Below are 14,300 nucleotides of genomic sequence, written 5' to 3'. Positions count from 1 at the left end.
TATCCTTATCTCGTTGTTATTGCCTGATGGCGGCTACGCCTTATCAGGCCTACAAAACCGTAGGCCCGGTAAGCTTGCGCCACCGGGCAATTGCATCACAGCATGTTTTTGCCGTAGTCCATCGGCGACGTACCGAAGTACGTTGCCAGCGTCTGACCGATATCCGCGAAGGTTTCACGGTGACCGAGCGAGCCCGCTTTCACTTTCGGGCCATAAATCAGCACCGGAATGTGCTCGCGAGTATGGTCCGTACCGGTCCAGGTCGGGTCGCAACCGTGGTCGGCGGTCAGGATCAGAATGTCATCTTCACCGACCAGTTCCATCAGTTCCGGCAGACGACGGTCAAACAGCTCCAGACCCGCAGCATAGCCCGCTACGTCGCGGCGATGCCCCCAGGATGAGTCGAAATCAACAAAGTTGGTAAAGACGATCGTCTCGTCGCCCGCTTCTTTCATCTCTTTAAGGGTGGCGTCGAACAGCGCGTCCAGGCCGGTGGCTTTCACTTTTTTGGTGATGCCGCAGTTGGCGTAGATATCCGCAATCTTACCGACGGAAACCACATGCCCTTTTTTCTCGTCGACCAGTTTCTGCAAGATGGTCGGCGCTGGCGGTTCAACGGCCAGATCGTGACGGTTGCCGGTACGCTGGAAGTTACCGGCCTTATCGCCGATAAACGGACGCGCGATAACGCGGCCAATGTTGTAGCCGCCTTCGGTCAGCTCTTCACGGGCGATTTCGCACAGCTCGTACAGTTTATCCAGCCCAAAGGTCTCTTCATGGCAGGCGATCTGGAATACGGAGTCAGCGGAGGTATAGAAAATCGGTTTACCGGTTTTCATATGCTCTTCGCCCAATTGATCCAGAATGACCGTACCGGAAGAGTGACAGTTACCGAGATAACCCGGCAGGTTGGCACGTTTTACCAGCTTATCCAGCAGTTCCTGCGGGAAGCTGTTTTCGTGGTCGCTGAAGTAGCCCCAGTCAAACAGAACCGGAACACCCGCGATTTCCCAGTGGCCAGACGGGGTATCTTTACCGGAAGAGAGCTCGTGCGCCCACGCGTACGCGCCAATCACTTCCGCATTGCCGTCCATACCCGCAGCAATTTTACCGGTAGAACCTTCATGCGCTTTCACCAGACCCAGGCGGGTCAGGTTAGGCAAATTCAGTGGGCCTTTACGGCCATTGTCGGCCTCGCCCCTGGCGCAGGCTTCTGCAATATGGCCCAGGGTATCTGAACCTACGTCGCCAAAGCGATCCGCATCTTCAGTTGCACCAATACCAAAGGAGTCCAGCACCATAATAAATGCACGTTTCATCTTGTTCTCCATACATCTTGCGCTGCAAAAAAGCGATCAGATCAGTATACAGCTATTCGGTAATACGACGATAGACTGTCGGTGTAATTTCAGGCGCTTTGTCGTCAAGGCTTATTGCCGCTTTGACGGCTTTCGCCGCTTCCTGCCAGCTGGCTTCGTCTTTGGCGTGGATAACAACCAACGGACGCTGCCCGTCAACGCTGTCGCCCAGACGCGCCATGTCGGTAAAGCCGACGCTGTAATCAATGGTGTCCGACGCCTGGCGACGACCGCCGCCCATTGAGACCACCGCCATGCCCAACGCGCGAGTGTCCATCGCGGATACAAAACCTTCAGTATCGGCATAGACGGCTTTGCTGAGCATCGCCGTCGGCAGGTATTTCGCGTAGTTTTCCACGAAATCGCTCGGCCCTTTCTGTGCCGCTACCATGCGACCAAAGATTTCCGCCGCTTTGCCGTTATCCAGCACCGCCTGTAGTTTCACTCGCGCATCAGCGTCATCTTTCGCCAGCTTACCGGAGATCAGCATCTCCACGCACAGCGCCATCGTGACGTCGAACAGACGCGGGTTGCGGTATTCACCTGTCAGGAACTGCACCGCTTCGCGCACTTCGACGGCGTTACCAGCGCTGGAGGCCAGCACCTGGTTCATGTCGGTGAGCAGCGCAGTTGTGCGCACGCCTGCACCGTTGGAAACGCCAACGATGGCTTCTGCCAGTGCGGCAGAGAGTTCATAGGTTGGCATAAAGGCGCCGCTGCCCACTTTCACGTCCATCACCAGCGCATCCAGCCCTTCCGCCAGTTTTTTCGCGAGGATTGAAGCGGTGATCAGCGGGATGGAGTCCACCGTCGCGGTAATGTCGCGGGTGGCGTAAAAACGTTTATCCGCCGGTGCGAGCGAGCTGGTCTGCCCAATAATCGCCACACCCACGTCTTTAATGATTTCGCGGAAACGGTTGTCGTCCGGGAAAATATCAAATCCCGGGATCGCTTCCAGTTTGTCGAGCGTACCGCCGGTATGACCGAGGCCGCGCCCGGAGATCATCGGAATGTAGCCGCCGCAGGCCGCCACCATAGGGCCAAGCATCAGCGAAGTCACATCACCCACGCCGCCGGTGGAGTGTTTGTCAACAATGGGGCCGTTAAGGTTGAGACTCTTCCAGTCCAAAACGGTTCCTGAATCTCGCATCGCCATGGTCAGCGACACACGCTCAGGCATCGACATATCGTGGAAGAAAATGGTCATCGCCAGAGCGGCAATCTGCCCTTCAGAGATGGTGTTATCACGAATACCATTGATAAAGAAGCGGATCTCTTCGTCGCTTAACGGATGACCATCACGTTTTTTACGAATAATTTCTTGTGCGAGAAACACGGTAACCCCCAGGGGAAAAGAGTAGAAGGCCATTGTAGGCCGGGTAAGCAACGCGCCACCCGGCAGTCGTATTGATGCCGGATGGTGGCTGCGCCTTATCCGGCCTACGTCACTACAACTCCGGCAATATAAGGCTTAGTAGCTGCTTGCGCTCTTGCCGTCCCCGTGACCCAGCGCTTTCAGCAGGCTTGCCAGCAGGCTGGATGCGCCGAAACGGTAGTGACGGGAATCCGCCCAGTCAGCGCCAAACAGTTCGTCAGCAATGGCCAGGAACTGCTGTGCATCTTCAGCGGTACGCACGCCGCCAGCCGGTTTGAAACCAACGGTTTTGGAAACCCCCATATCGCGGATCACTTCCATCATGATGCGTGCGCTTTCCGGCGTTGCGTTAACCGGAACCTTACCGGTAGAGGTTTTGATAAAATCCGCACCAGCTTTGATGGAAATTTCCGACGCTTTACGGATTAACGCTTCTTCTTTCAGCTCACCGGTTTCGATGATCACTTTCAGCAGCACGTTTGCCGCCGCACAGGCGTCTTTACAGGCTTTCACCAGATCGAAGCCCACCTGCTCGTTACCAGCAATCAGCGCGCGGTACGGGAATACCACGTCAACTTCGTCCGCGCCGTACGCGATGGCTGCGCGGGTTTCTGCCAGCGCGATGTCGATGTCGTCATTACCGTGCGGGAAGTTGGTGACGGTCGCAATGCGGATATCCGGCGTGCCCTGCTCTTTCAGAGTCTTACGCGCAATCGGAATAAAACGCGGGTAGATGCAGATAGCGGCAGTATTCCCAACCGGGGTTTTCGCCTGATGACACAGCGCGATCACTTTTTCATTGGTGTCGTCGTCATTCAGGGTGGTCAGGTCCATCAGTTTCAGCGCACGCAGGCTGCTTGCGGTTAAATCAGTCATTACATTCTCCTGGCTCATCGCCGGTATAAAATTTCACCTTGCGAGTTTGTTAGTATTCTAACATCCGCTCGCCATTACACTTCGATATACATCACAGTTAATGAAAACTACGTACAAATTTGCATTACTGTAACGAGATCTACTTCAAATAAATGACCTTTCCCGGCCTCGCGAGTGGGCAACAGGCGCATCCTGATCAAAAGCCATCATCACGCAACTTCCTACAATGGCGCTTAACCTTCGGCACAAAAAGGAAACGAAGATGCCCACTTCATGCGAAACCGCGCTGCAACATCGTTGCCAGCAAATTGTGACCAGTCCGGTGCTCAGCCCCGAACAAAAACGTCATTTTCTGGCGCTGGAAGCTGAGAACGCTTTGCCTTATCCGGCCTTGCCCGCAGAGGCTCGCCAGGCGCTGGACGACGGGGTTATCTGCGATATGTTCGAAGGTCATGCCCCGTTCAAACCTCGTTATGTTTTGCCCGATTACGCCCGTTTTCTGGCTAATGGCTCACAGTGGCTGGAGCTGGAAGGCGCAAAAGATCTGGATGACGCACTATCTTTGCTGACCATCCTCTACCATCACGTTCCTTCCGTAACATCGATGCCGGTCTATCTGGGGCAACTGGATGCGCTGTTGCAGCCGTATGTTAAAATTCTAACACAAGACGAGATCGATATTCGAATAAAACGTTTCTGGCGCTATCTCGACAGAACGCTGCCGGACGCCTTTATGCATGCCAATATTGGCCCGGCCGACACGCCTGTCACCCGCGCTATTTTACGTGCCGATGCTGAGTTAAAGCAGGTTTCACCTAACCTGACGTTTATCTACGATCCCGATATCACACCGGATGATTTACTGCTTGATGTCGCTAAAAACATTTGTGAATGCAGCAAACCGCATATTTCTAATGGCCCGGTAAATGATAAAATTTTCACAAAAGGTCAATATGGCGTCGTCAGTTGTTACAACTCTCTGCCGCTTGCGGGCGGCGGCAGCACGCTGGTCAGGATCAATCTGAAAGCCGTTGCAGAGCGCAGCACCTCTGTCGATGACTTCTTTACGCGCACGCTACCGCACTACTGCCAGCAGCAAATCGCCATCATTGATGCCCGATGTGACTTCCTCTATGAACAATCACATTTCTTTGAGAATAGCTTCCTGGTGCAGGAAGGGTTGCTTGATCCCGGACGTTTTGTACCGATGTTTGGGATGTATGGCCTGGCCGAAGCGGTAAACCTGCTGTGTGAAAACGCGGGGATGAACGCGCGCTACGGGAAAGACGACGCGGCCAATGCGCTGGGCTATCGCATCAGCGCGCAGTTGGCCGATTTCGTCGCAAACACGCCCGTTAAGCATGGCTGGAAACAGCGGGCGATGCTGCATGCCCAGTCAGGCATCAGCTCCGATATCGGTACGACGCCGGGCGCGCGTTTACCGTACGGCGATGAACCCGATCCCATTACCCACCTGCAAACCGTCGCCCCCCATCATGCGCACTACCATGCCGGGATCAGCGACATCCTGACGCTGGACGAAACCATCAAGCGGAATCCTCAGGCGCTGGTGCAGCTTTGTCTGGGCGCGTTCAAGGCCGGCATGCGGGAATTTACCGCCAACGTCAGCGGCAACGATCTGGTGCGCGTTACCGGGTATATGGTGCGCCTGTCGGATCTGGAAAAATATCGCGCCGAAGGATCGCGAACAAACACCACCTGGCTGGGGGAAGAAGCCGCGCGCAATACGCGCATTCTGGAACGACAAGCACGCGTAATAAGTCATGAACAGCAGATGCGCTTCCTAACGCAAAATCATTCGAGAGGCATCGAGGCGGCAAGCGAATGACCCCCAGGAGCGTACACGTAGTACGTGACTGGGGTGAATAAGTGCAGCCAACAAAGAGGCAGTTCGAAGGATGAAGTGTTTAGTCAGTAAAATCATACCGTTCTCCTGCGTGGACGGCCCCGGCAGTCGTCTGGCTCTGTTCTTACAAGGGTGCAATCTGCGCTGTAAGAATTGCCATAATCCGTGGACGATCGGGCGCTGCAACGACTGCGGTGAGTGCGTTCCCCAGTGCCCTCATCAGGCGCTGGGCTTCAGCGCAGGGAAAGTGGTATGGCAGGCTGACGTCTGCGAGCAGTGCGATACCTGTTTGCGGATGTGCCCGCAGCAGGCCACGCCGATGGCGCAGACGATGAGCGTCGATGAAGTGCTGGGCCATATCCGTAAGGCATCGCCATTTATTGAAGGCATCACCGTCAGCGGGGGCGAAGCCACCACTCAGTTACCGTTTATTTGCGCGCTGTTTGCCGCGATCAAGGCCGATCCGCAGCTGTGTACGCTGACGTGTCTGGTCGACAGCAACGGTCTGTTGAGCGAAACCGGCTGGCAGAAACTGCTGCCCGTTTGTGATGGCGCGATGCTCGATCTAAAAGCCTGGGATAGCGCCTGCCATCAGCGTCTTACCGGGCGGGATAACGCGCAGATCAAGCACAGCATCAGGATATTGGCGGAGCATGGCAAGCTGGCCGAGTTACGGCTGCTGGTGATTCCTGGTCAGGTGGATTACCTGCAACAGATAGCGCCGCTGGCCGCGTTTATCTCCCGTCTGGGCGATATTCCCGTCCGGTTAAACGCTTTCCATGCGCATGGGGTGTATGGCGAAGCAAAAGCGTGGCCGGGCGCAACGCCTGACGACGTGCAACAACTGGCAAACGCATTATGGGCGCACGGGGTGCATAACCTGATTTTCCCAGCTTTATATTTATGAATCGCCGGATGGCGGCTGCGCCTTATCCTCCGGCCTACAAATGATGTCGACCCGTTGGCCGGATAAGACGCTTTTGCGTCGCATCCGGCAATCAGAGACGAAATAGCGCCGCCGTATTGCGATACAGCGTTTCGGCTATCACCTCAGAGGGTTCATTGCGTAGCGCACACAGCTCGCTGAATACCCGTGCCGCCTGCTCCGGGCGGTTTGGCTGCCCCTGAAAACCATTTAGCGGCATATCCGGCGCGTCGGTCTCCAGCAGCAATGCGTCCAGCGGCAGTTGCGCCATCACATCACGCGTTTTACTGGCGCGCGGATAAGTAATCGTGCCGCCAACGCCAATTTTGTAGCCTAACTGAACAAAGCGTTCCGCCTGTTGCAAACTGCCGGAAAAACCGTGTACCACCCCGGTTCGCGCCAGGGCGTGGCGTTTGAGATGCATTGCCAGCTTGTCATGGGTGCGACGCGAGTGAAGGATCACCGGCAGATCGTAGCGTTTCGCCAGTTTAAGCTGCGCCTCCAGGAGCCGTTCTTGCTCATCGAACTGAGGATTATCGCGGTAAAGATCCAGCCCGATCTCCCCTACCGCCACGACTTTCTGCGGGCGTTGATCCAGCGCCTGTTGCAGGCGCTCCAGACTGTCATCTGCGTGCTGCTCAATAAACACAGGGTGCAGCCCCAGCGCCGCGAACAGCGGCGGGAAGCGTTCCGCCAGCGCCAGCACACGTGAAAAACAGGCCGCAGCCGTCGCCGGAACAATGATTTTGCCAACCCCCGCATCAGCAGCACGCTGGATGCTGGCCGCTTCATCACCGGTGAAAGGCGGAAAATCAAAATGACAATGCGTGTCGATAAATCGGCAACTCACGCCAGATCCTCATTATTGAAGGTAGTGTCGTTGGCCTGCGCCGCGCCGCTGACCGTTGCTACGTGCATATCGTTGGCCACCGCCGCCGGAGGCACCACCACCGGGCCAGGAATGACAATCTTCGGCGTGTGGCGGGAGAGCGGCGGTTTCTCCGTCAGCAGTTTCCCCACCGTCGCCAGAAAATAGCGCCCGCACAGGCGTCCAATTTTGTAATCTTCGCGCAGCGCAGGAAGACGGCTGCCCAACGCCATGCTTTGCAGCGGTTTCGGCGGGTAGATTTCAATGATACGCAGCTTACCCGGCGGCTTCTCAATAAAACGCTGAATGGCGCTATAGCTGGTTTCGTGGTGCTGTACCAGATTCACCAGCGGCTGCAAACTGCTCTCCCCCAGCCAGCGCTCCATGCGCTTAAACCACTGTGGCGTATAGTACATTTGCGAAGGCACCGTGCGGATCACCACAATCGTTTTCGCGCCACGCTTTGCCGCCTCCTGTACCGGGATCGCATCGCTGATCCCGCCGTCCAGATAATTGATGCCATCCAGCGCCACGCCTGTACGGTAGAACCCCGGAATCGCGCTGGTCGCACGAATAATATCGAGCCAGTTTTGCTTCGTCGGCGAGAAATAGTTCGCCGTGTAGTCATCCCCACGACAGGCGCACATATAGAAGGATTTTCCGCTATCGAACAGACGCGCAGCGGTGTCCATCGCCAGCGGCATCTGCCCGGATGTCGCGTCCACCAGCCAGTCGAGATCGATCAGGTTCCCCCCGCGAACAAAACGCACCGGGTCGAAGAACTCCCGCTTCGTGGTGTAACGCATAATAACTTTGCGCCCATAGCCGGGCTGGTTACAGAGATAGGCAGAAAGGTTTTGCGCCCCGGCAGAGGTGCCGAGGTAGAGGTCGAATGGATTGAACTTCGCGCGCATAAACTCATCCAGCACGCCAGCGGTAAAGATTCCCCGCTGCCCTCCGCCCTCGCACACCAGAGCCATTCGGCCTGGTCGGAACGCGTTTAATGATAATGGCGCAATATTGCCGAGCGTCACGGGTATTCGCTGCCCCACCTCTGCCTTCCTGTGTTTTATTTTATAGAATGACAAAGTAACGCAAATTCGCGATAGCTAAAACCGTAAAAGCCAGTCCGATGGACTGGCTTAGCATGAATCATGGGTATTACGGGTGACGTGCTAGGGTCGTTTACGGCCCATAAACAGGCTGATCAGGAACAGGACAATCCCGACGACGAAGACAATTTTCGCTGCGCTAGCTGCGGTGCCTGCCAGTCCACCAAAACCCAGAGCGGCGGCAATTAACGCGATAACCAGAAATATAATGCCCCAACGAAACATAAGCTTCTCCTTTACCATAGTTAATGTCGACCGCTTGATATGAGCGTTCAGGTTGCTCATTCGCGATATTTTTAGTGTGGTGTACATTGCGCCTCCCGACAAACGTCGGGAGGGCGAATTAAGACGAATTACTGAGTTTTCAGGTCATTTTTGACGCTTTTCACACCATCAACCGCTTTTGCGATACTTTCAGCACGGTCGATTTGCGCCTGAGAATCTACGGTTCCTGAGAGCTGCACCACGCCGTCGGTGGTTTCGACTTTCACTTTGCGGGAAGGCACGATGTCATCCGCCAACAGTTTCGCTTTGATCTCGCTGGTAGTGGCCGTATCCCCGGCATAGCCTTTCATCGTGCCGGACTTGCTGTCGCGAACATGCAGTTTGTCGCTGACGGAGGTCACACCCTCAACGCCTTCCGCCACTTTCACGGCTTCTTCAGCCTGAGCCTGGCTTTCAACAAAGCCGCTTAATGTCACCACTTTGTTATCGGTTTTGACCGAGATATCGGTGCTCTTAATACTTTCATGATCCACCAACGCCGCTTTCACTTTTGCGGTGATGGCGCTGTCATCCATGAAGTTACCGACTTTATTCATAGAGCTATCGACTTTCTGTCCCGCGCTTTCTGCGCTGGACTGTGCCTTATCCAGCGTAGAGGTTTCCGCAAATGCAGAACCGGTCGCGACAGCGGAGGTCAACATTACGGCCAGGAGAGTTTTAGAAATCTTCAGTCTTGTCGTCGTCATCGATTCATTCCTGTATGGATGGCAGCCGTCACAATCAACATACTTATGCAGAATCGCGGCGCTAATCCCATCTTTATTCAGTTATTAATATCGCAGACAAGATAAATGACGGCCTTAACAACCAGTATTCACGCATTGAGCAGTGTTAAAAGTCGTCATTTATGTCATCACTTTGTTAAATATAGATCACAATCGCAAAATCGCTTGCTGATACGCTTAAAAAACAAGCAACCATAAGAAAAACTGAGGGATTTAAGAACATTCCGCAAGCGGTTAAAAAGGCAGGGAAAGTAACAGGGCGCGCCGGATGACGCGCCCTGGAGGGACAATTAGTGCTCGCGCGTTTTACGGAACTGAACGTCAGGATAGCGTTCCTGCGTCAGGTTCAGGTTCACCATTGTCGGTGCGATATAGGTGAGGTTATCACCGCCATCCAGCGCCAGTTGAACTTCATTCTTACGCTTAAACTCTTCGAATTTCTTCGCGTCAGTACATTCAACCCAGCGTGCGGTGGCGACGTTGACGGACTCATAGATAGCCTCAACGTTGTATTCGCTCTTCAGACGGGCAACCACCACGTCGAACTGCAACACGCCGACGGCGCCCACGATCAGATCGTTGTTGGCGATCGGACGGAACACCTGTACCGCGCCTTCTTCAGACAGCTGAACCAGCCCTTTCAGCAGCTGTTTTTGCTTCAGCGGATCTTTCAGACGGATACGACGGAACAGCTCCGGCGCGAAGTTCGGAATTCCGGTGAACTTCATCATTTCGCCCTGAGTGAAGGTGTCGCCAATCTGAATGGTGCCGTGGTTGTGCAGACCCAGAATATCGCCCGGATACGCCTCTTCAACGTGGGAACGATCGCCTGCCATAAAGGTCAGCGCATCAGAAATCACCACGTCTTTGCCGATACGTACCTGACGCATTTTCATGCCTTTCTCGTACTTACCGGAGACCACACGCATAAACGCCACGCGGTCGCGGTGTTTTGGGTCCATATTGGCCTGAATCTTAAACACGAAACCGGTGAACTTCTCTTCTTTCGCTTCTACCGTACGGGTATCGGTCTGGCGCGGCATCGGCGCAGGCGCCCACTCCACCAGACCATCCAGCATATGGTCAACGCCGAAGTTACCCAGCGCTGTACCAAAGAAGACCGGGGTGATTTCACCTGCCAGGAACAGCTCATGGTCGAACTCGTTGGACGCGCCCTGCACCAGTTCCAGCTCGTCGCGCAGCTGCTGCGCCAGGTCTTCCCCTACGGCAGCGTCAAGTTCCGGGTTATCCAGACCTTTTACAATGCGCACTTCCTGGATAGTGTGGCCTTTACCGGTCTGGTACAGGTAAGTTTCGTCTTTATAAAGGTGATAGACGCCTTTGAACAACTTCCCGCAGCCAATCGGCCAGGTGATCGGCGCACAGCCGATTTTCAGCTCGTTCTCAACTTCATCCAGCAGCTCCATCGGGTCGCGGATGTCACGGTCAAGTTTGTTCATAAAGGTGAGGATCGGCGTATCGCGCAGGCGGGTTACTTCCATCAGCTTACGGGTACGATCTTCGACGCCTTTTGCCGCGTCAATCACCATCAGACAGCAGTCCACCGCCGTCAGCGTGCGGTAGGTATCTTCCGAGAAGTCTTCGTGCCCGGGGGTGTCCAGCAGGTTGACCAGGCAATCATGATACGGGAACTGCATTACCGACGTGGTAATAGAAATACCACGCTGCTTTTCCATTTCCATCCAGTCAGATTTTGCATGCTGGCTGGAGCCACGGCCTTTTACCGTCCCGGCAGTCTGGATAGCCTGTCCGAACAGCAATACTTTCTCAGTGATAGTGGTTTTACCGGCATCCGGGTGAGAAATAATGGCAAAAGTGCGGCGCTTAGCCACCTCTTGCAAATAAGGAGACAACGTCATAGTTCAATCTTCTTGAGTAAGCGCGGCGTCTGACCACGCATGTTGAATACGAAAAATTGCGGCTATTTTACCCATCAACGGGGGGGAGGCAATCAGTGTTTACACAGGAGTTGCTCCAGTTCGCTTAATGACGCCACGGTCCAGGTCGGTTCAATACCCGCAGGCTGCTCGCGATGGTGCGCATTCAGCCAGCAGGTGGAAAGCCCGGCGTTAATGCCGCCGAGAATATCAGACTCTGCGGTATCGCCGACCATTAACACGCGAGAGCGGTCAGGGCTGCCCGCCTGCTCCAGCGCGTAATCAAAGATGCGCGGATCGGGCTTCGCCACGCCCACTTCTTCAGAAATAACCAGCAGATCAAAACGATCGCGAAGCCCTGTTCGTTCAAGGCGAATTTGCTGCAATGAGGTGAATCCGTTGGTGATGATGCCCATCTTCACCTTACCGTGCAGGGCGTTAACCAGCGAAACCGCACCCGGCAGCGGTGCGCAAATCTCCGCCATAGCATTCATAAACGCATCATTTAACTCTTCAGGCGGGACGTTCAGTTGCTCGCCCCAGCCGACAAAGCGCTGGCGCTGAAGCTGAAGCGAAGTGATAGCGCCGTTCTGATAATCCACCCACAGCGGTTTATTGACGGCCTGGTAGTCCTGAAAATCTTCAGCGGTAAAGGTGACGCTATAGTCGAGAAACATCCGCTGTAAGCCGGTAAACGAGTCAAACGTAAACAGCGTTTCGTCGGCATCAAAGAAAATCCAGTCCCACTTCATCATTCCACCTTGTCTTACATACTGATTGGCAATGCCATGATTATCGCGTCCTCACGCCCGTCAGCCGTCGGGTAGTAATTACGGCGCACCGTTGCCTCATTAAAACCTAAACTTTCATAGAGTGCGATGGCGGCGGCATTTGAGGCGCGCACCTCCAGCCATAACGTCAGGACACCGCGTTTTTCCAGTTCATCAATCAGATGTTCCAGCAGTTCTCGCCCCAGCCCCCGACGCTGAAAATCCGGGTCGACCGCAATATTGAACAGCGTCGCCTCATCCAGCACCACCTGCGTAATCGCGAACGCCGCCATCTTTCCGCCGACCGTCAGTTGATAGTTGAGGTAACGTTCGCCCTGATTGCTGGCAAAGGTTTTTTCACTCCACGGAAACGCATGGGCGCGTTTTTCAATCAGAAACGCAGCAGGTAAATCAGTCGGATTGAGGGAAGAAATCGTGTTCATATGCGCAAATTTGTTGCCATAGTGCGGCGCGTGCCGTTGGGTTTGCCCGTAATTCATTAAACGCAGGACTTGTCACCTGAGCGCCTTCCAGCAGCAAAGGCTCTTCAGTACCCAGCCGCCAGCTGTTGCACCGGCTGCCTTCCGGCAGCATGGCGACGCGGTCAGGCGTCAACGGTAATACCTGGTCGGGACTGACGGTCAATGCGCGCAAAATATCGCTCATCAGGGGTTCGGTCAGCGCCGGTAATTCTTCCGCCACGACCACCAGACGAACGTGCGCAGGAAGGGAAATCGCGATTTCCCCCTGTAGCGCGCCAGGGCGACGCAGCGACCACTGGGTAATGCCCAGTTGCTGTAATTGCCAGTCTCGTCGGGATGTCATAGCGAAACGCTCCTGTCTGTCAGGGGCGCAAATATAGCAAATTCGTCGAAACTGCGCCAACAAACAACTATAATCGCCGCCAGGAACAATAGAGGAACCTTTCATGTCTGCTTTTACCCCGGCAAGTGAAGTCTTGCTGCGCCACAGTGATGATTTCGAACAAAGCCGTATTCTGTTTGCCGGAGATTTGCAGGATGACCTGCCAGCCCGCTTCGAAAGCGCCGCCAGCCGCGTGCATACGCAACAATTCCACCACTGGCAGTTGTTAAGCCAGCTGATGGGCGAGAAGGCGCGCTTTAGCCTGGTCGCCCACGCTGACGACGTCGCGGACTGCGACACGCTGATCTACTACTGGCCGAAAAATAAACCTGAAGCCCAGTTCCAGTTGATGAATATCCTGTCGCTGCTGCCGCTCGGCACCGACATCTTCGTGGTGGGCGAAAACCGTAGCGGTGTTCGCAGCGCAGAGCAAATGCTGGCCGACTACGCGCCGCTGAACAAAATCGACAGCGCGCGCCGCTGCGGGCTGTATCATGGCCGTCTGGAAAAACAGCCTGTCTTTGATGCGGAAAAATACTGGGGCGAGTACCGCATTAACGATCTGACCATCAAAACGCTGCCCGGCGTTTTCAGCCGCGACGGTCTGGATGTCGGCAGCCAGTTGCTGCTTTCCACGCTGACGCCACATACCAAAGGCAAAGTGCTGGATGTCGGTTGCGGCGCAGGCGTGCTCTCTGCGGCCTTAGCCAGCCACTCGCCAAAAGTGCGTTTAACCCTGTGTGATGTTTCCGCGCCTGCCGTTGAGGCCAGTCGCGCAACGCTTGCGGCAAACGGCGTTGAGGGTGAGGTGTTCGCCAGTAACGTCTTTTCTGACGTAAAAGGGCGTTTTGATATGATCATCTCTAACCCGCCGTTCCACGATGGAATACAAACCAGCCTGGATGCCGCGCAAACGCTGATTCGCGGCGCGGTTCGCCACCTCAACAGCGGCGGTGAGTTACGTATCGTGGCTAACGCCTTCCTGCCCTACCCGAAAGTGCTGGATGAAACGTTTGGCTTCCACGAAGTGATTGCGCAAACCGGACGCTTTAAAGTTTACCGCACGGTGATGACGCGCCAGGCGAAGAAATAGAGTGGTCATCGTAGGCCGGATAAGGTGCCTGCACCGCCATCCGGCATGGTTTGCGGATGCCGGATGGCACTTCGCTTATCCGGCCTACGGTTAGCGCCCATTTTTGCAGCAATCAATCCATCCTGCGTAATTAACTATTGACGAAAAGCTGAAAACCACTAGAATGCGCCTCCGTGGTAGCGATTCTTTTTAAGAATCGATGGTATGCGAAGGTGGCGGAATTGGTAGACGCGCTAGCTTCAGGTGTTAGTGTCCTTACGGACGTGGGGGTTCAAGTCCCCCCC

At 55.0% G+C, this 14,300-nt stretch carries 14 protein-coding genes; 3 read left to right on the top strand and 11 right to left on the bottom strand.

What is annotated here, in order from left to right; all coding sequences use genetic code 11:
- Positions 1–95 precede the first annotated feature (95 nt).
- From deoB to deoC, 3 genes are all read right to left on the bottom strand, one after another.
- Complete coding sequence (deoB, locus tag OGV67_RS16540) at positions 96–1,319, bottom strand: phosphopentomutase (RefSeq protein ID WP_024130731.1); 1,224 nt, start codon at positions 1,317–1,319, stop codon at positions 96–98.
- A gap of 52 nt (positions 1,320–1,371) precedes the next feature.
- Positions 1,372–2,694, bottom strand: a complete 1,323-nt coding sequence (gene deoA, locus OGV67_RS16535) for a thymidine phosphorylase (RefSeq protein WP_115615154.1) — start codon at positions 2,692–2,694, stop codon at positions 1,372–1,374.
- Positions 2,695–2,829: 135 nt separating this feature from the next.
- On the bottom strand, positions 2,830–3,609 hold the full coding sequence (gene deoC / locus OGV67_RS16530) for a deoxyribose-phosphate aldolase (protein WP_024130733.1): 780 nt from the start codon (positions 3,607–3,609) through the stop codon (positions 2,830–2,832).
- 262 nt (positions 3,610–3,871) lie between these two features.
- Here deoC and OGV67_RS16525 point away from each other — a divergent pair, with 262 nt between their 5' ends.
- Both OGV67_RS16525 and OGV67_RS16520 read left to right on the top strand, forming a co-directional pair.
- Positions 3,872–5,458 (top strand): YjjI family glycine radical enzyme, encoded by a 1,587-nt coding sequence (locus tag OGV67_RS16525; RefSeq protein ID WP_024130734.1) that lies wholly within the window; start codon positions 3,872–3,874, stop codon positions 5,456–5,458.
- Between the two features lie 70 nt (positions 5,459–5,528).
- Entirely contained in the window at positions 5,529–6,383 is an 855-nt protein-coding gene (locus OGV67_RS16520; RefSeq protein ID WP_049011482.1) for a YjjW family glycine radical enzyme activase, read from the top strand.
- Between the two features lie 91 nt (positions 6,384–6,474).
- Here the strand turns inward: OGV67_RS16520 and OGV67_RS16515 are convergent, their stop codons facing one another.
- The 8 genes from OGV67_RS16515 to OGV67_RS16480 all read right to left on the bottom strand — a co-directional run bounded on the left by OGV67_RS16515 (position 6,475) and on the right by OGV67_RS16480 (position 12,884).
- Entirely contained in the window at positions 6,475–7,251 is a 777-nt protein-coding gene (locus OGV67_RS16515; RefSeq protein WP_286465770.1) for a metal-dependent hydrolase, read from the bottom strand.
- The gene (locus OGV67_RS16510) at positions 7,248–8,321 is read right to left on the bottom strand and encodes a patatin-like phospholipase family protein (protein WP_047459075.1); all 1,074 of its coding nucleotides are present in this window, start codon (positions 8,319–8,321) and stop codon (positions 7,248–7,250) included. Before OGV67_RS16510 ends, OGV67_RS16515 begins: the two co-directional genes overlap by 4 nt.
- Before the next feature lie 123 nt (positions 8,322–8,444).
- Complete coding sequence (locus OGV67_RS16505; RefSeq protein ID WP_047459078.1) at positions 8,445–8,606, bottom strand: DUF1328 domain-containing protein; 162 nt, start codon at positions 8,604–8,606, stop codon at positions 8,445–8,447.
- A gap of 128 nt (positions 8,607–8,734) precedes the next feature.
- Positions 8,735–9,352 carry a molecular chaperone OsmY gene (osmY, locus tag OGV67_RS16500; protein WP_047459081.1) on the bottom strand — a complete coding sequence of 206 codons (618 nt, stop codon included), beginning with the start codon at positions 9,350–9,352 and terminating at the stop codon, positions 8,735–8,737.
- A 329-nt stretch (positions 9,353–9,681) separates the two neighbouring features.
- Positions 9,682–11,271 (bottom strand): peptide chain release factor 3, encoded by a 1,590-nt coding sequence (gene prfC, locus OGV67_RS16495; RefSeq protein WP_012134201.1) that lies wholly within the window; start codon positions 11,269–11,271, stop codon positions 9,682–9,684.
- Positions 11,272–11,363: 92 nt separating this feature from the next.
- On the bottom strand, positions 11,364–12,041 hold the full coding sequence (gene yjjG / locus OGV67_RS16490; RefSeq protein ID WP_024130736.1) for a pyrimidine 5'-nucleotidase: 678 nt from the start codon (positions 12,039–12,041) through the stop codon (positions 11,364–11,366).
- A gap of 14 nt (positions 12,042–12,055) precedes the next feature.
- A complete protein-coding gene (gene rimI, locus OGV67_RS16485; RefSeq protein WP_012134203.1) occupies positions 12,056–12,502 on the bottom strand; it encodes a ribosomal protein S18-alanine N-acetyltransferase in 447 nt (148 codons plus the stop codon).
- Entirely contained in the window at positions 12,471–12,884 is a 414-nt protein-coding gene (locus OGV67_RS16480; protein ID WP_024130737.1) for a DNA polymerase III subunit psi, read from the bottom strand. Before OGV67_RS16480 ends, rimI begins: the two co-directional genes overlap by 32 nt.
- A gap of 103 nt (positions 12,885–12,987) precedes the next feature.
- On the opposite strand from OGV67_RS16480, the gene rsmC reads away from it, so the two are divergent.
- Positions 12,988–14,016 carry a 16S rRNA (guanine(1207)-N(2))-methyltransferase RsmC gene (gene rsmC, locus OGV67_RS16475; RefSeq protein WP_047459087.1) on the top strand — a complete coding sequence of 343 codons (1,029 nt, stop codon included), beginning with the start codon at positions 12,988–12,990 and terminating at the stop codon, positions 14,014–14,016.
- The last annotated feature ends 284 nt before the right edge of the window (positions 14,017–14,300 follow it).

The organism is Citrobacter sp. CK188 (assembly GCF_030333525.1).
GTDB lineage: Bacteria > Pseudomonadota > Gammaproteobacteria > Enterobacterales > Enterobacteriaceae > Citrobacter_B > Citrobacter_B koseri.
This window is presented reverse-complemented; position numbering and strand designations above follow the sequence as displayed.